The 16,795-nt window shown below is 40.4% G+C and carries 16 protein-coding genes; 4 read left to right on the plus strand and 12 right to left on the minus strand.

Annotated features, from left to right (window positions below):
- From AAG807_RS19795 to AAG807_RS19820, 6 genes are all read right to left on the minus strand, one after another.
- Positions 1-5,054, minus strand: a 5,054-nt coding sequence (locus AAG807_RS19795) for a hypothetical protein (protein WP_341907938.1), incomplete at its 3' end; no start/stop codon positions are given.
- A gap of 75 nt (positions 5,055-5,129) precedes the next feature.
- Positions 5,130-6,053: a formyltransferase family protein gene (locus AAG807_RS19800; protein ID WP_341907941.1), complete on the minus strand. Its 924-nt coding sequence runs from the start codon at positions 6,051-6,053 to the stop codon at positions 5,130-5,132.
- On the minus strand, positions 6,050-7,186 hold the full coding sequence (locus AAG807_RS19805) for an ABC transporter substrate-binding protein (RefSeq protein WP_341907943.1): 1,137 nt from the start codon (positions 7,184-7,186) through the stop codon (positions 6,050-6,052). Before AAG807_RS19805 ends, AAG807_RS19800 begins: the two co-directional genes overlap by 4 nt.
- 22 nt (positions 7,187-7,208) lie before the next feature.
- The gene (locus tag AAG807_RS19810) at positions 7,209-7,739 is read right to left on the minus strand and encodes a tail fiber protein (protein ID WP_341907947.1); all 531 of its coding nucleotides are present in this window, start codon (positions 7,737-7,739) and stop codon (positions 7,209-7,211) included.
- 40 nt (positions 7,740-7,779) lie between these two features.
- Complete coding sequence (locus AAG807_RS19815; RefSeq protein WP_341907950.1) at positions 7,780-8,316, minus strand: tail fiber protein; 537 nt, start codon at positions 8,314-8,316, stop codon at positions 7,780-7,782.
- Between the two features lie 46 nt (positions 8,317-8,362).
- Entirely contained in the window at positions 8,363-8,908 is a 546-nt protein-coding gene (locus AAG807_RS19820; RefSeq protein ID WP_341907953.1) for a tail fiber protein, read from the minus strand.
- Positions 8,909-9,724: 816 nt separating this feature from the next.
- Between AAG807_RS19820 and AAG807_RS19825 the strand changes: the two genes are divergently transcribed.
- Entirely contained in the window at positions 9,725-9,919 is a 195-nt protein-coding gene (locus AAG807_RS19825) for a cold shock domain-containing protein (RefSeq protein WP_013684866.1), read from the plus strand.
- Positions 9,920-10,011: 92 nt separating this feature from the next.
- On the plus strand, positions 10,012-10,458 hold the full coding sequence (locus AAG807_RS19830) for a cold shock domain-containing protein (RefSeq protein ID WP_341907961.1): 447 nt from the start codon (positions 10,012-10,014) through the stop codon (positions 10,456-10,458).
- A gap of 279 nt (positions 10,459-10,737) precedes the next feature.
- Here the strand turns inward: AAG807_RS19830 and AAG807_RS19835 are convergent, their stop codons facing one another.
- The 4 genes from AAG807_RS19835 to AAG807_RS19850 form a co-directional block, all read right to left on the minus strand.
- Positions 10,738-10,995 (minus strand): hypothetical protein, encoded by a 258-nt coding sequence (locus AAG807_RS19835; protein ID WP_341907963.1) that lies wholly within the window; start codon positions 10,993-10,995, stop codon positions 10,738-10,740.
- Positions 10,976-11,290 (minus strand): thioredoxin family protein, encoded by a 315-nt coding sequence (locus AAG807_RS19840; RefSeq protein WP_341907967.1) that lies wholly within the window; start codon positions 11,288-11,290, stop codon positions 10,976-10,978. The genes AAG807_RS19835 and AAG807_RS19840 overlap by 20 nt, the downstream gene beginning before the upstream one ends.
- Before the next feature lie 5 nt (positions 11,291-11,295).
- Complete coding sequence (locus AAG807_RS19845) at positions 11,296-11,913, minus strand: peroxiredoxin (protein ID WP_341907971.1); 618 nt, start codon at positions 11,911-11,913, stop codon at positions 11,296-11,298.
- Between the two features lie 155 nt (positions 11,914-12,068).
- Positions 12,069-12,515 (minus strand): Dps family protein, encoded by a 447-nt coding sequence (locus AAG807_RS19850; RefSeq protein ID WP_341907974.1) that lies wholly within the window; start codon positions 12,513-12,515, stop codon positions 12,069-12,071.
- A gap of 173 nt (positions 12,516-12,688) precedes the next feature.
- Between AAG807_RS19850 and AAG807_RS19855 the strand changes: the two genes are divergently transcribed.
- Positions 12,689-13,609, plus strand: coding sequence for a LysR family transcriptional regulator (locus AAG807_RS19855; protein WP_341907975.1), 921 nt, complete (start codon positions 12,689-12,691; stop codon positions 13,607-13,609).
- A gap of 185 nt (positions 13,610-13,794) precedes the next feature.
- Complete coding sequence (locus AAG807_RS19860; protein ID WP_341907978.1) at positions 13,795-14,307, plus strand: gamma carbonic anhydrase family protein; 513 nt, start codon at positions 13,795-13,797, stop codon at positions 14,305-14,307.
- Between the two features lie 64 nt (positions 14,308-14,371).
- Here the strand turns inward: AAG807_RS19860 and AAG807_RS19865 are convergent, their stop codons facing one another.
- The gene (locus tag AAG807_RS19865) at positions 14,372-14,974 is read right to left on the minus strand and encodes a hypothetical protein (RefSeq protein ID WP_341907981.1); all 603 of its coding nucleotides are present in this window, start codon (positions 14,972-14,974) and stop codon (positions 14,372-14,374) included.
- 162 nt (positions 14,975-15,136) lie between these two features.
- Positions 15,137-16,756 (minus strand): hypothetical protein, encoded by a 1,620-nt coding sequence (locus AAG807_RS19870; RefSeq protein ID WP_341907984.1) that lies wholly within the window; start codon positions 16,754-16,756, stop codon positions 15,137-15,139.
- Positions 16,757-16,795 lie beyond the last annotated feature (39 nt).

A 16,795-nucleotide genomic window follows, 5' to 3' on the forward strand; every position in this document is an offset into this window, starting at 1 on the left:
GTTAAAGTAACTCCAAACGAATTTTTGTTTTCATCTAAACCAACGTGGCTGATTACAACACAATCAGATGTATCACTACATGTGCCATTTGAAACAATTACAGCGTAAGAACCATTGGCAGTTGCCGTAAAGGTGGCATTTGTTTCACCGGCAATTGCTTGCCCGGAACAATTAATCCATTGATAAGTACCTGTTCCTGTAGCTTGTAAAGTGATGACATCCAAAGATGTGATTCCAGCTACTGGCGCAGAAACAATGGTCAAATCCAAATTCAGGATACTATCACAACCATTTACATTCGTAAAGGATAATGTATAGAAACCAGTTGTTGTAAATGTTTGTCCATTCCAAATCAAAGAATCACATGCTGTTGCAACAGTTGTATCTGCATAAGCAGAATTGATCGTCAAGTTAAGTGTAATAGTACTATCACAACCCGCTGAATTAGTCAATAGTTGTGTATAAGTACCACTCGTTGTATAAGTTTGACCATTTAAGGTATAACTTTCACATTCAGTTACATTCAAACTCTCAGAACTAGAGAAATTAATGGTCAAGGTCAAAGTCACTGTGCTGTCGCAACCTGAAGTACTTGTCAACACTTGGGCATAAGTACCACTTGTATTGTATGTTTGACCATTCCAGGTATAACTATCGCAATCTGTTGCAGTGAACGAATTGGTAATAGCAGCAGGCTCAGTAATCGTAAATGCTTGATTAGCCGTACAACCATTTGCATCTGTTAGAGTAACAGTGTATGTTCCGGCAGCAATACCTGTTATGGAAGCTGTTCCGTCACCTGTTGGTGTACCTGGTGTCCAATCGTAAGTGTAACCCGGAGTTCCACCTGTTGGGGCATTGATAGCCGCCGTACCGTTTGATCCACCAAAACAAGAAACGTTTGTTTGCGAAGCAGCTGTCACCGAAATAGCTGTTGGCTCAGTAATCGTAAATGCTTGATTAGCCGTACAACCATTTGCATCCGTTACAGTAACAGCGTATGTTCCGGCAGTAAGACCTGTTATAGCAGTTGTTCCGTCACCTGTTGGTGTACCTGGAGTCCAATCGTAGGTATAACCCGGAGTTCCACCTGTTGGGGCATTGATAGCCGCCGCACCGTTTGACCCACCAAAACAAGAAACATTTGTTTGTGAAGCAGGTGTCACCGAAATAGCCGTTGGCTCAGTAATCGTAAATGCTTGATTAGCCGTACAACCATTTGCATCCGTTACAGTAACAGTGTATGTTCCGGCAGCAAGACCAGTTATGGCAGTTGTTCCGTCACCTGTTGGTGTACCTGGAGTCCAATCGTAAGTATAACCCCCTGCACCACCAGTAGGTGTATTGATAGCCGCCGCACCATTCGAACCACTGTTACAAGCAACGTTTGTTTGAGAAGCAGGAGTTACAGAAATAGCCGTAGCCTGAGTTACCGTAAATGCTTGATTAGCCGTACAACCATTTGCATCCGTTACAGTAACAGTGTATGTTCCGGCAACAAGACCAGTTATGGCAGTTGTTCCATCACCTGTTGGTGTACCTGGAGTCCAATCATAAGTATAGCCCCCTGCACCACCAGTAGGTGTATTGATAGCAGCCGCACCATTCGAACCACCGTTACAAGCAACGTTTGTTTGAGAAGCAGCTGTTACTGAAATAGCTGTTGGTTGAGTCACCGTAAATGATTGTGAAGCAACACATCCATTTGCATCGGTTACAGTGCAAGTGTAAGTTGTTGCAGCAAGTCCAGTTACAGAAACTGTTCCGTCACCTGTTGGATTACCTGGAGTCCAGTTGTAAGTATAGCCACCAGCACCACCAGTTGGAGTGTTAATTGAAGCTGCACCATTTGATCCACCGAAACAAGAAACGTTTGTTTGCGAAGCAGGTGTAACAGAAATAGCTGTTGGTTGAGTCACCGTGAAATTTTGTGAAGCAACGCATCCATTTGCATCTGTTACAGTGCAAGTGTAAGTTGTTGCAGAAAGTCCAGTTACAGAAACTGTTCCGTCACCTGTTGGGTTTCCTGGAGTCCAGTTGTAAGTATAACCACCGGCACCACCAGTTGGAGTATTAATTGAAGCTGCACCGTTTGATCCACCGAAACAAGAAATATTTGTTTGGGAAGCAGGAGTTACAGAAATAGCTGTTGGTTGAGTCACCGTGAAATTTTGTGAAGCAACACACCCATTTGCATCGGTTACAGTACAAGTGTAAGTTGTTGCCGAAAGACCAGTTACAGAAACTGTTCCGTCACCTGTTGGATTTCCTGGAGTCCAGTTGTAAGTATAACCACCAGCACCGCCAGTAGGAGTATTAATAGCTGCCGCACCATTTGATCCACCGAAACAAGAAACGTTTGTTTGCGAAGCAGGTGTAACAGAAATAGCTGTTGGTTGAGTCACCGTTATTCCGGAAACTGTTCCCGTACATGCATTTGCATCTGTGATTGTTACTGAATATGTTCCAGCAGCAAGACCTGTTCTGTCTTCTGTTGTTGGTCCGCTGACCCAACTGAAAGTATATGGTCCTGTTCCTCCGTTAGGAGTTAAGTTTATTGCTCCGTTAGATCCGCCGAAGCAAGATACATTCGTTACTACGGTCGTTCCTGAAACTACCGATGCAGGTTGTGTTACCGTTGGTGAAACTGTTCCCGTACATGCATTTGCATCTGTAATGGTTACGGAGTACGTTCCTGCAGTAAGACCTGTTCTGTCTTCTGTTGTTGGTCCACTTGCCCAGTTAAAGGTGTAAGGTCCAACTCCACCTGTAGGTGTAAGATTAATAGCACCGGTATTTCCACCAAAGCATGCAACATTGGTTACTACTGTAGTTCCTGAAACTGCTGCCGTAGGTTGTGTTACCGTTGTTGCAACAGTTCCCGTACATCCGTTAGCATCTGTGATTGTTACAGAGTAGGTTCCAGCAGTAAGACTAGTTCTGTCTTCTGTTGTTGGTCCGCTTGCCCAGTTAAATGTGTAAGGCCCAACTCCACCTGTAGGAGTAAGATTAATTGCGCCTGTGCTTCCACCGAAACAAGCAACATTTGTTACCGTTCTTGTTCCTGAAACTGCAGTTGGTTGAGTTACGGTAGCATTCACTGTTCCTGTACATCCGTTCGCATCAGTGATTGTAACCGAGTATGATCCGGCAGCAAGAGATGTTCTGTCTTGGGTAGTGACACCGCCACCCCAACTATAAGTATATCCAGGTGTTCCGCCGGTAGGTGTAAGGTCAATCGTACCATTTGTTCCACCGTTGCAGGTAGTATTTGTTATAGTCGTACTTCCTGAAACTGCAGTTGGTTGAGTTACTGTTATTCCTGAAACGGTTCCTGTACAAGCATTTGCATCAGTGATTGTAACTGAGTATGATCCGGCAGCAAGACCCGTTCTGTCTTCGGTTGTTGGTCCGCTGACCCAACTGAAAGTATATGGTCCTGTTCCTCCGTTAGGAGTTAAGTTTATTGCTCCGTTAGTTCCACTGTTACAAGCTACGTTTGTTACAACTGTTGTTCCTGAAACTGCTGATGTTGGTTGTGTTACGGTAATACCGGTAACATTACGAGTACATGCGTTGGCATCTGTAATGGTTACGGAGTATGTTCCCGCAGCAAGACCTGTTCTGTCTTCGGTTGTTGGTCCGCTGACCCAACTGAAAGTATAGCCTGGTGTTCCACCGGAAGGTGTCAGGTTGATCGCTCCATTTGTTCCTCCGTTACAAGCAACATTGGTTACTACTGTACTACCGTTAAGTACCGGTGGTTGAGTAATTGTATAGTTTCGCGTTCCCTGACAACCAATGTTATCGGTAACTGTAACGGTATATGCACCCGCTGATAGTCCTGTAGCAATAGATCCTGTTCCACCGGAAGGCGACCAAGAATAGGTATAAGGAGCAATTCCCCCTGTAGGGTTTACACTTGCAGCTCCGGTCGATCCGCCATTGCAGGAAACGTTTGTTTGTGAGGTAGATGAAGTGTTAACAGATGAAACGGTAAGTGTAGCCTGATTGGTATTTGCAAAGCAGCTAGCCGAACCATTAATTGCTGTACAACGGTATAAATAGCCACTCATACCAGCTGTTGCTCCGGTAATTGTTAAGGTATTTGTTGTTGCATTGGAGTAAATACCTCCATTTACGATGTCAATAAAACCGGATCCGCTGTTTTCCTGCCATTGGAAAGCAGTTGCACCACTTGCATTAGAAGTAAAAGTAGTGTTGCTACCAGCACAAATAGTACGGTTCGGCGGATTAGCAGTAATAGTTGGTGCAGTACAAGTTGAATAATAATTACAACCTGGAGGAAGATTATAGACAGTCAGACTTGTGTTACTATATACCCAATTACTTAAAGTCATAATTGCCGTTTTCAAAGCACTTACAGTACTATAAGGAGTTCCGGTACAATTGAATTTACCATGATCATTGTTTGGAGTGGCTCCAGGAGGGCCAACTAAAAATGCATTGGTTCCTCCTGTTAACCCTGGAGGTAGGGTTGAAGTCTGAGGGCCGTATGAACAGCCTGCTCCATTCCATCCGGCAACTGTCGTGGTTCCACAACTAAGAGCCCAGTTAATACCACTGATCATAACAGCAGATCCACTAGTTGGATCACCAGCTCCACCTTGGAAGGCGATTATCTGATCACCGGCATTCGAAAGAGAAAGCCCGGTAGTTACATTTCCACCTGCTACAATAGCAACTGTTCCATTTGGTGTACCATTAACCCGTGCAGCACTTGCTCCGATACCGACGATTTCAACTTCTTGACCGATTGATAAAGCGGTACCCGATGTCCAGGAAATCGTTCCTTCCGTAGTACCACTTACTTGCCAAACACCGGCTCCTTGATAGCCGCGTTCTGTAAAATAAATGACTGTACTAGCGCTAATAGGAGTTAGTACAACAAAAGAGAAAGTGTCAGGAGCAGTTCCCCCTACTGCTAGACCGGTATATCCTGTGAAAAGAATATCTCCGGGAGTTAAAGTTGTCTGGGCAAGTGATCTGTTTTGTATCCCAAAAAGGATACAAAACATGAGCAGGACCCTCATGTTAATATTGTTTTGTTGCATGTTCATACATTAAAGTTTAGATTAAAGCTAACGGTCAAAGATAGGCCTAAAAAATTAATTTAGATAATTACCTGATTTTATTCCGAATTCAAATAACATATTTCCTTCGAAAAAACCTTCTTCGGAGTGGATAATTGAGATATTTAGTTTTCGATTGTCCTTGCAATGCACATGACATTCGTTATTTTCTCCTCTTGAAATTGTTCCGGGAGTAGAATTAGTATCGGATTGTCCGGCATCTGTAACAGCGATGATACGAAAGTTCCAATTGCCATGACTAGTGTATGCACCTTTATTCCAAGGATTACAAGCACGAATCAGTGCATCAATTGATTTGCTATCCATTGTTTGCCAATTGATAATAACATCATTCAGATTGGCACGGTTGTAATACATAGCCTCATGCTCTGATTGTACTTCACCATCAGGCAAATTAGTCTGATTTAATAAATGCATCAATTGTTGTGACATTTGTGCAGCTAAATTAGCCATACGAGTACAAAGCAACCCGTGAGTAATGTGTTTATCCAGTAAGATTTTTTGAGTAATTAAAATAGGGCCTTTATCAATTTCTGAGGTCACAATATGGATTGTTATTCCTGTTTCATTGAATTGTCGGCGGATACTCTCGAATATTGGATCGGCACCTCTCATTTGGGGAAGCAATCCATAATGAAAGTTTATGAATTTATTAGGAAGTGTATTTAATAATGACGCTGGAATTTTCCATGGAAAGGTCATTAATAATACATAATGTGATTGTGTTGTTTGAAGCCAGTTTAAAGTGACTTCCGCGAGAGTTTTTTGTTCTAATTTTTGAATGGAAATATTACTTGCTCCAAAAAAATGCCGGCATTCCTGCTCTAATTCAGTATTGGTATCGGGAATACCAATTCCTGACAAAATTTGGTGTTGTGCCAAGATCTGAATAGCAGGAAGAGCCATTCTATTGTTACAAAAGACAATTACTTTATTCATGATTCAAGACAAGGATAAGCGTTATGCCAACTATTTGAAGTTTGATCACCGTAAGCTTTCATCTCGCTTATCAATTGTTCACGTTCATCATTTGCAGATGCAATTTCGTTTACTATATTCAAGGCACAAAAACCATTTTCACCTTCAATTACTTCACATTGATAAATAGGGGATTCAAGGTAGTTTGAATCCGGATTCATGCGAACAGAACCGCGCGGAGAGTTGAATTCGCAAGTAGACCAAATGTTGATTACGGATTCAACAGGGGCTTCTAACACCATGGATAATAATATCCCCGCCTCCCATGCAATTACAGAGAATACGTTTGCTTTTCCGGGTTTGTTCAGTACTTCTTTGAAAGTAATGTTCTCCGGATTATCAAGGGCTCTTGCCCAAGAAGAAACAGCAGTAATCTTTTGACCCGAATAAGGGATTTTATCCAGCCAAACTTCTTCAATCATAAAAGGTGAACCAAAAACAGCAGTGTCTTTAATAGAAGCTGTTTCACTCAACGATTTGTAGAAATCTAGAGCCATGTCTCCGCAGAAAGCCGCAAGTATGCCTTGCTCCGTGTTTTGAGCTAGGTGTTCTTTTATAGGCTCAAGGGTAAATTCGGAACGCTTGAGAGCAGTAACATGGTTGAATGAAACGTGACCACCACTTTTTTCCAAAGCATTGCTAAAAGAAAGCGGACCACGGTATCCTGCGTCATAAAATGAGCACGTGAAAATGTTTTGAAGATATCCTGCATTCACAGCTAGATTTGTAGTTGCCCTGCAACAAAGCATTCCATCAAGTGATATGAAGAATGCATTAGAGAGTTTATTTTGAGGCAAAAAGTGCATTCCACTATCCAATACAAGTAATATCTTGTTATTTGCTTCAAACAGTCCGTGAACATATTCGGCAGTTGAGGGATTAATGTAAGCCACGACAATATCAGCCCCATTCATAAGAACCTTTTCGCAGCTTGCAAAAATATCCTGATCACGCGCAGCGACGCCAATATTATTTATGTCAAAGCGGGGGTCATTGACTCCCGCTTTTTTTAAACTTTCCTTTATACCATCAACGATATCGAAACCCATTGATGGATATAAAACGGAACGAGGTATTAGTAAACTGATGTTCATACTAAAATACTTCAGATTGCGATTAATTTCTAGATGGATAAATTCCCTGTAAGCAAATGATAATATTCATTGCTAAATAAGGTTGTTCAATATTCAATGGTTGACTACCACCTGCACTTCCCACTACAACAGAACCGCCCATCGGAGCTAGAAATGAATCTGCCGGTGTCCCGGTTTTGTAAAGACCATTCATTGATGCTAACAAAGCACCGCTTGGATCAGCTGAAGTTCCTGCCTCCGAGTAAGCAGGTACGCTAATGGTACTTGATCCCGGGTGACTATGAGCAGGCATCTGAGTCTGTATTAACGTGGTAGTTGGAGCACCAGCCATTTCTCCCAAATCGATTGTTCCTAAACCAGGACCGGTTCCGGTTCCTACAGGTGTACGGCTTGCTAAGTTCGGAAGACTGAAAGTTGTAGTTCCGTTTCCTCCGTAAACAGTTCCTAGCAAACTGAATAGTGCTGTGTTTTGTGCTATTGATAACAATTGCCCTTGGCAGTAAGCCCAATATTTAGGACTAAAATTACCTGCAAAGAAGCGTATTTCTGACATTGTACCTTCCATTTTATTTCAGTTTTTCAATGTTAATAAATTAATTACGGGAAGGAAATATACCTTCCATACAGATAATGTAGTTAAGAGCCAAGTAAGGCTGCATAACGGAAAACGGGATTCCTCCCCCCACAGGTTGTAGTGTGACAGGAGAACTGAATGGAGCCAAAAGACTGTCAGTTGACTGATTCGTATATGCGTTAGTGACACTTGCCAAAATTGCACCGTTCGGATCTGCAGCTCCTTGCTCGGAGTAAGCCGGAATGCGAATTGCAATATTTGTAATGTGTGAATGCATTGGCATCGTTTGCGAAGTCAAGGTAACATTCTCGCTTCCACTGACTTGTCCCAAATCGTATCGTGGTAATCCGGGACCTTGTCCTGTTCCAACAGGGATTCTTCCGCGAAAATCAGGTAAAGCAAAGGTCTGCTGACCGTCTCCACCGTAAATTGTCCCGATGATCGAAAATAAAGCTGTATACACTGCAATACTTTGCAATGATCCATCACAAAAATTCCATGATCCAGGGGAAAAATTCCCTCCAAACATGCGGATTTCTCCTATATAACCTTCCATAAATTTTGTTCTTTTTTAGTGAATGAAATTATTGATTAGTGTCTAATTAGTTGCGATAAGGGAAAATACCGTACATACAAATAATGTAGTTCATACCGGTGAAAGCCTGCATAAGTGGAATAGATAGACCTCCTCCTGAAACACCATCTGTTACAGTTGCATTGAACGGCGCCAGATGTGTATCTGCTCCGGCAGAGGCTGGAGCAAACATTCCTGTTAAAGCTGACAGATGATTACCGCTCGGATCAGACAAAGTACCTCCTTCGCTTAATGCGGGAATAACCACATTCGCAACACCAGTGTGTGCATGCGGAGGTAGATTACCTACTGTAAGAGTGGTGGTGTTTGTTCCAGATCTTTGACCAAGTGCATAGACCGTACCGGTTACCGCATTTCCAGCTCCCAAAGCGATACGACCACGAAGGTCAGGGAGTGCAAAATTTGTAGTTCCGTTTCCGCCATAAGTAGTTCCTAAAATGGAAAATAGCGCTGTGTTTGATGCAATTGCTATAATTGAACCATCACAGTAACTCCAGGTTTTAGGTGAAAACGTAGCGGCAAACATGCGAATTTCGCCAATTGTTCCTTCCATAGTTAATTGATTTTAGTTTATATTGATGTTTAGTAAAATACAGATTATCAGTTAGTTTTTTGATGAGAAACGCAGAAAACTAGTTTAAAGTGGAATTGCGTTTGTTTGGAATGAATAGTCTCATAGTGAAGTTTATAAAAGTGAATGTGTTTCATTGTTGCGGTAAAAAACAGCTGGCTGAATTTATTCCTTGAATACGAGTTTATTGAAATTCATAGCTTAAAAAATAACATGAAACAAAGCGGTTAATTTTTGTTTCCCCTAAATGAATGATAATTAGATATCAAATCAATAGCTGAAAAGTTCAAAAACAGAGAATTGGCTTTGTAGACATAGTTTTTAGTTGTTAAAGTTATATTTTGACAAATGATAACTAGCTGTCATTTCGTGAAAGACCTTTGAAGGCACAATGAATAATAGTGGTGTTATCATCAGTGAAAGTTTCATATTTACGGTTAAAACAAATATAATTATTAAATGTAATAAACAATCGACGACAGCTAAAAAAATATCGACTAAAAATCTAAATTAGGGGGAAACCCTTGATTATTCTTGAAATGTATGAGCAAAAAAATAATCGATTATAATTCAAATGGTTATCGATTAATCTCATTTGATTTTTTTTTAAAATAAAATCAAGCGACTTAAAAAAGTGTCAAGACCTTTAAATACTTGGATTTCGAGGTGTTGAAACTCTCAAAAGGTTCTTTTTTTAGAGTTGAATAAAAGTTAAATTAACGGAAATAGCATTTATTTTATCAATATCCTGATTTTAAACCGTACCTTCGTTCTAATATTTATTTAATAACAAGTTTAATGAACAAAGGAACAGTAAAGTTCTTCAATGAAACTAAGGGATTTGGTTTTATTAAAGAAGATGACTCCGCAAAAGATCACTTCGTACACGTATCAGGATTAGTTGATGAAATCCGTGAAGGTGACCAAGTAGAATTCGAATTAGAAGAAGGTAAAAGAGGAGTGAACGCAGTAAACGTTCGCGTAATCCAATAATTGATTTTAATAATTGAACTAAAGAGTTTGTTCGTCGGCTGACGAATAAACTCTTTTTTTATTTTAAAAAAGTAGAAATTTTAAAAAATTAAATGGCAAGATCACAAGAGACTTTCAATAAAAAAGAGATTCAAAGCAAAAAAGACAAAAAGCGCAAGGACAAAGAAAAGAAAATGCTTGAGCGCAAAGAAGGTGGAAAAGCAAGTTTTGAGGACATGATCGTTTATATTGACGAGAATGGAAATCAGACAACTACTCCGCCAGATCATTCAAAGCGATTGGAATTCAACGCTGAAGATATCGTTATCGGTGTCCCGAAAAGAGAGGACTTACCACCAGAAGAGAAAATTCGTACAGGAACTGTAACTTTCTATAATGATTCGAAAGGATATGGCTTTATCAAAGATAGTGTATCAGGAGATAGTATATTTGTTCACGCAAATCAATTGACTGAGTCGATTACAGAAGGAAACCGCGTTACTTTCGAAGTTGAAAAAGGACAAAGAGGACCAACAGCTGTAAGAGTTAAGAAGGATTAATTATCCGTTAAGATAGAATCGAATTTTATTAGTGTATCACAGCGATAAATCCACTTTTAAATTCGATTTTTTCATTTGAATAAGTTACGACAATGGTGTAAGTATATATTCCGTCCGGAACAGATAATCCATTGTGCTTCCCATCCCACGTGTCATTCGTGCTTTTTAGAATACCGATTTCTTCCCCCCAACGATTGCAGATCCTGCAATCAATCCCAATTGGATAACAATAAAGAGTGTGAAAATGAAAAAGGTTCCCTTTCGAGAACCTTTCTTAATTCATTTATCAATGGAACCGGTAACCCGCTTCATGAATTCATTCAGGGCATCTTTCTGAGATTTTCCGGACTTTATTTCCTTGTGAACTTCGATTGCACCGGAGAGGTTGGAAAGGATTTCTCCAATAACATCCAGTTCTTCATCTTTCAAACCCGGAGCATCAATCAAGTGCTCCAGGGTTTCAATAGTCTCGTTCACGTAGTCTTCATCATTTTCGGCGATGAAAGCTACCATGTGCTTAATTACCGGCAACCGCATCTCTGATCTCTTGAATGATTTCCACTTTGTTTCCTTGAGCTTGTTTTACCAATTCTCCTCCTACAAAGCCAGCGAAAGTTGGCAGGTTGGAAACATCTGCAAATTTGCGTGAGTTTGGTAATTTCTCTGCATCCACGTAATAGAATTCTATCCCAGGATTCTCCTCAGCCATACGCTTGAACTTCGGCTTTGTGATTTTACAGTTACCACACCATGATGCTCCGTATTGAACCATCACTTTTTGATTGGTACTCAATAACTGCTCTAAATTGTCTTCCGTTAACTCTGTAAACATGATTTTTAGTGTTTGCTTAAATAATCTGCTGTACTTGTGCGGTCAGCTTTCATCGCATCTTTTCCTTCTTCCCAGTTTGCCGGACATACTTCACCATGTGTTTGAACATGTGTGTATGCATCAACCAAACGGATGTACTCCTGTACATTACGTCCTACAGGCATGTGATTAATCGATTCGTGGAATACAGTTCCCTCTTCATCAATCAGGTATGTTGCTCGGTAAGTCACATTGTCACCTGTTGAATCCTCATCATACGGATCGAAATCCAAGATATCCAACTCTTCTGCCAAACGACGTGTTGAATCAGCAATCAATGGGAATTTAACCCCTTCAATTCCACCGTTGTCTTTTGCAGTGTTTAACCATGCAAAGTGAACTTCAGCGGTATCACAAGATGCTCCGATAACTAATGTGTTCCGTTTTGCGAAATCTGCAGCAGCTTCTTGAAAAGCATGAATTTCTGTTGGACAAACGAATGTGAAATCTTTTGGATACCAAAATAAAACCACTTTCTTTTTGTTGTCAATTGCATGACGCAATACATCAATTTGGAAAGTATCTCCCATTTCATCCATTGCATTCACTAATACGGAAGGAAATTTTTTACCTACTACACTCATTTTTTGTTGTTTTTATGTTTGATTTATTAATTAATTCTTTTGTTATTCAATATTCGAAAAGAAAAGAGGATTTTCCTATGATATAAATCAGGTTTGATTGATTAAGAATTTAGTTAAATCCTAAAATCCTAAAATCCTGATGTCCTAAAGTCAAATCATTTCCCAAGCCAAGCTGCAAACATCCAATTCGTTTTTTCTTTTTCACGCACCAGGTCACTCATCATTCCATTGGTTCCTTCATCCCCCAAATCAGCAGATTCAGTCAGGATCTCACGTTCCAATTTCAAAATGGTTTCCTGCGCACTTAAAATGTATGTCATGCCTTCTTTTCCGTCGTGAATCGTTGCGTTTTCTTTCAGGGCACTGTTTTTAAGGTAATCCTCAAATCGGTGAAGAGGAGTGATTCCAAGAGTTAGAATCCGTTCCGCCAGATCATCAATGATCACTTGTGTTCTGGTATACAATTCCTCGTATTTCAAATGCAATTCGAAGAAGTTGTTTCCTTTTATATTCCAGTGAATCGCCCGCAAGTTTTGATAATGTACCTGATACGTTGCCAAAAGACAATTCATTTTATTATTTAAATCTTGTTGTGAACTCATCGTTTTCTTTTTTAGATTTTAAGAGACTCAAGACCTAAGACGATAGACAAAAGACAAGATTGTCTAAAGTCTTTAGTCTGGTGTCTCTGGTCTTTTTCCATACTTCAAAGTTGCCTATTTTGTAAATATAAATGTTATTGATTAGCTTTATAAATCCATAGAATTAATTTATAATGATTTCTCCACAACAAATCGCATACATTTTAGCGGTCTACGAGACAGCTTCAATCAGCAGAGCCGCAGAGCAATGCTTTGTAACACAACCCACACTTTCCATGCAATTGAAAAAAGCAGAGGAGCTTCTGGGACATCTCATTTTTCATCGGGATACAAACTCCATGGAGCTGACAGATTTCGGGAAGTCATTGGTGCCACTTTTACAACAGATTCAAGGAGATTTTGGGGCAATCGATCGAATCAGTCAGATCTACTCAGGAACATACAAGGAACGGTTGAGAATAGGTGTGATTCCTACAGTAGCAGCTTATTTGTTACTGGATAATTTTCAGGAATGGCAGACTTTGCTTCCTACAACGCAAGTTTTTGTGGAAGAATTGAAAACCGAAGAATTAATTGAAGCCCTGGATCAGCGCAAGGTGGATTTGGCAATTTTGGCAGGACCATTGAATCAGAATAATTACCGCGTAACACCGATGTTCTCTGAAGAGATTTTAGCCTATGCTCCAAGTGTTCCGGGAGAGATTTTGTTAGTTGACCAATTGAAGGATCTGCAACCATGGCTTCTGAATAAAGGAAACTGCCTGCGCACGCAAATGATGCAGTTTTGCTCCATCAACGATGATTTACCTTCCAGTTGGAATTACCAGGGAGGAAACATGGATTTATTGATGCGCATGGTGGATCAGCAGGGAGGATATACACTGATTCCGGAATTCTATCATCCCTTTGTTTCCCAAAGCACCGAGTTCAAGTCAATTCGGGATAACCAAGGTTCTTTTCCTGGCCGGTCGATTATTGCAGTAAGTGCATTCCGTCATGCAAATTGGGATTCTATGGAAAAAATCATTCGATCCATTCAGCATAAATACGGGAAACCTGTTTCAAAAGAGTTGGAATTGTTGAGCTGGAAATAGGAGAGAATGATCAATTATTGATTGTGAAATTATCACGGAGGCTGCTCTCTTTATAATGGATCTTAGAATTTCAAGACTGTAAGCCTTCAGAGTTCAAACATTGTCAAGTCCTAATGTCCTAAAATCCTAAAGTCTTAATATCTTTAAACTTTTGAATTTTGAATTTCACATTTTGAATTTACACTATGGCACTTATAAAATCATGTAGAGGAATCGAACCTCAATTTGGCGAAGATATTTACTTGGCAGAAAATGCCACAATAGTTGGTGATGTGGTGATGGGAGATCGTTGCTCCGTTTGGTTCAATGCAGTTATTCGAGGAGATGTGAATTCAATTCGGATGGGAAATCAGGTGAATGTGCAGGATGGAGCCGTGATTCATTGTACTTACGAGAAAACGAAAACCACATTGGGTAATAATGTTTCAATCGGTCACAATGCCTTGGTTCACGGTTGTACGGTCGAAGATAATGTGTTGATCGGAATGGGATCGATTGTGATGGATAACTGTTACATCGAATCAAATTGCATCATTGCTGCAGGAGCAGTTCTTTTGGAAAATACACGAGTGGAAGCATGGAGTGTCTATGCAGGGATTCCCGCAAAGAAAGTAAAAACCTTATCTCCCGAATTGTTTGAAGGAGAAGTACAACGTATCGCGAATAATTACGTAATGTATTCCGGGTGGTTTAAATGAGAAAGGCTATTTCCATTTGGAAACAGCCTTTCTTTATTTTGAAATCACAATTGTAAACAAACGATTAGATCCCTCCTGGTTCTTTAACAATACAACTAACCGTACCGGCAGTTGCACCTGTGGTGAATTTCCAGTTATCGCTGGAACTTATTGGAGTGCCTCCCGTGTCGTATAGATAACCGAATGCATCTTCCGAAATGGAGGTTGGACGGGTAATGGAGGTTTCATCAATGAGCAAGTTGAAAACGCTACTGTTGGTTAATAATGTTTTTGCATACCACATCGTAGCATTGTTGCAGCTAAATGTTGCTACTTTGGTATACTGCGGTGCGGTATTGGATGTCCATTTGTACAACGTGTAATAGACCGTAGAGCTATAACTATTACTGCAACCGCATTGTGTTCCTACATGCCATCTGATCCGGTTTCTGTTTGTTGCGGGAATCATTGCAAGAACACAAGAATAGCCATCGATGCAGGAAGCGTCTACTTGTTTGTTACAAAATACAGGATGAACACAGGTTTTGGTATCAACATGTGCGGGATTGCCTTTTCCTTCTTTTGCGGAAGAAAGGGGTTCTTTCGTTTCTTTCTGGCAGGCATTGAATGCAATTGCCGCCAAGAACAGGCTAATTACAGCCATTGGTAAAAATAATGATCTTTTCATGAGAATGACAATGAGTGAATAATGTGTTTCCAATTTAGAAAATCCGGAGATGCTTTCCAAATAATAAACTGTTAAAATGTTGATTTTTAATAATTAAGGAGATGTAAATGAAAAAAGCATCCGCCGGAACGGATGCCTTTTGTCTGGCTTTGGGTTTTCGATTTAGATTGCCAGGTAATTTTTTAGATCGTCGGATGTTTTCACTTGATTGGTAATGTTTTCCATTCGGAATTCGGGTGTCTTTGCGTTCAAATCGATCAGTTTGTCTTTTTCCGATCGAATGGAGTAAACTTCTCTGCCTTCAGTAAACAGCAGGAAAATATTTTCTCCTTTTGCATTGCACATAATCTGCTTCGGATCGAAACTGAAGGAGCCATTTACTCCCTTATCGATCAGGCAAAGGATATGTTGGTTTTTAATCTCCTTTTGTGTCGATGCATCCAGGTATTTCGGAGAAAAGCTGATGGCATTTGCAACCTGATAGATCTGGTCGCAGTTGTAAACTCCGAATTTTTCACAATTCAATCCACTCACCAGATTGGGGTATTGGTGCCCTTTGTCCCCGCCTCCGGGAAGCAAGGTGTTATTTTTACCGCCTGCCATTTTTCTATTAACATGAACCTGATTATTGTTGATTTTGTTAGCATTGTACTCGTCCCAAATCAGTTGAATCAAAGGCTCCGCATATTCCGGTCGTACTTTCAGCTGGAAATCAGCAGTCAGGTCCTGTGCTACACTTTCTTCCACCTTTTGGGGTGATTTTTTAGCAAGTCTGCGGTAAGCTTCTCGTGTATCTTCGTCCAATGTCACAATCGTATAAGGCTTTAAAGTGACATAAGAGATTTTTGCTTCTCTAGGCTGACCAATTTCCACTTCAACATCATTGTTATCAGCAAGCACCTTTTGTAGCTTAAATTCCTGATTATTATTGGCTGGAGCGAATAAGTCCTTTTTCAAAACAGTCCATTCACCGGTTTGGTCGTCCATTTCATAAAAGTTGACGCCGGGAGCTTTCTTGGTACAATTGAAATCAACTGAAATATCCTTCTGAAGTGTCAATTTCTGACCATCCTTTGTTCCGCGCAGTTCATACATTCCTGCAGAGTTGAAGAGGTATGATCCCGTCTTATCTTTAAAATCCATTGGAAGTCCGGAGAATAAGATCTCAGCCGGATTGCGGTATTCCGTATAACTCACCGTATAATTTCCATAAACGGGCTTTCCATTTGCATAAACCACCGCATTTGCAGGAATATGGATCTGACTTCCATTCGGATGAGTGAAAACACCACCTTTTGAATTGTCTACCGAAAAATCGGTTGCCGGGTTTCCTGCGTCTTTCAGGTTTGTGCGGTGATAAGCCTTCATATCGGGAGTGGCATCGGTATAGATCCGGAAGCCGTGAAAGTAGTTTTTCGCCTCCTCACGGGTTGTAGCACCTGTTTGTTCAATCCAAACAACTTCAGGTTTGTCGATTTGAAGTTTGGGAAGTAGCTGGTTCAATCGGTACATCCGGTCTTCATTCAATTGATTCTGATCGAAATCAGCACTTTCCTTGTAGCTGGTATAAACCAATTCGATTCGTCGGATCTTTTTTGATTGCAACTCTTTCAGGGATTTCGATTGGGAAAGTGTCTCATGCGAAAAGGTGCTTGGAATTTCAACACACGGTCCTTTTTGGGGAGCAACTTTTTCCACTTCCAATTGCTTGTGGCTTGTTTGCGAATAACTTATTGAAGCAATAAATAATAAGGGCGCAATGATCGGTAGTCTCAGTTTCATATAGTTCATTTTTTCGAGGTTCCATAGTATAATGTCAAA

The sequence above is a fragment of the Fluviicola taffensis DSM 16823 genome (assembly GCF_943372375.1).
Taxonomy (GTDB): Bacteria; Bacteroidota; Bacteroidia; order Flavobacteriales_D; family Crocinitomicaceae; genus Fluviicola; species Fluviicola taffensis_A.

Bases quoted from the DNA above. Each gene is read 5' to 3' on its own strand.
- AAG807_RS19805 (WP_341907943.1), bottom strand. From the start codon at position 7,186: ATGAACATCAGTTTACTAATACCTCGTTCCGTTTTATATCCATCAATG.
- AAG807_RS19810 (WP_341907947.1), bottom strand. From the start codon at position 7,739: ATGTCAGAAATACGCTTCTTTGCAGGTAATTTTAGTCCTAAATATTGG.
- AAG807_RS19815 (WP_341907950.1), bottom strand. From the start codon at position 8,316: ATGGAAGGTTATATAGGAGAAATCCGCATGTTTGGAGGGAATTTTTCC.
- AAG807_RS19830 (WP_341907961.1), top strand. From the start codon at position 10,012: ATGGCAAGATCACAAGAGACTTTCAATAAAAAAGAGATTCAAAGCAAA.
- AAG807_RS19850 (WP_341907974.1), bottom strand. From the start codon at position 12,515: ATGAGTTCACAACAAGATTTAAATAATAAAATGAATTGTCTTTTGGCA.
- AAG807_RS19855 (WP_341907975.1), top strand. From the start codon at position 12,689: ATGATTTCTCCACAACAAATCGCATACATTTTAGCGGTCTACGAGACA.
- AAG807_RS19845 (WP_341907971.1), bottom strand. From the start codon at position 11,913: ATGAGTGTAGTAGGTAAAAAATTTCCTTCCGTATTAGTGAATGCAATG.
- AAG807_RS19860 (WP_341907978.1), top strand. From the start codon at position 13,795: ATGGCACTTATAAAATCATGTAGAGGAATCGAACCTCAATTTGGCGAA.
- AAG807_RS19870 (WP_341907984.1), bottom strand. From the start codon at position 16,756: ATGAAACTGAGACTACCGATCATTGCGCCCTTATTATTTATTGCTTCA.
- AAG807_RS19835 (WP_341907963.1), bottom strand. From the start codon at position 10,995: ATGCGGTTGCCGGTAATTAAGCACATGGTAGCTTTCATCGCCGAAAAT.
- AAG807_RS19840 (WP_341907967.1), bottom strand. From the start codon at position 11,290: ATGTTTACAGAGTTAACGGAAGACAATTTAGAGCAGTTATTGAGTACC.
- AAG807_RS19800 (WP_341907941.1), bottom strand. From the start codon at position 6,053: ATGAATAAAGTAATTGTCTTTTGTAACAATAGAATGGCTCTTCCTGCT.
- AAG807_RS19820 (WP_341907953.1), bottom strand. From the start codon at position 8,908: ATGGAAGGAACAATTGGCGAAATTCGCATGTTTGCCGCTACGTTTTCA.
- AAG807_RS19825 (WP_013684866.1), top strand. From the start codon at position 9,725: ATGAACAAAGGAACAGTAAAGTTCTTCAATGAAACTAAGGGATTTGGT.
- AAG807_RS19865 (WP_341907981.1), bottom strand. From the start codon at position 14,974: ATGAAAAGATCATTATTTTTACCAATGGCTGTAATTAGCCTGTTCTTG.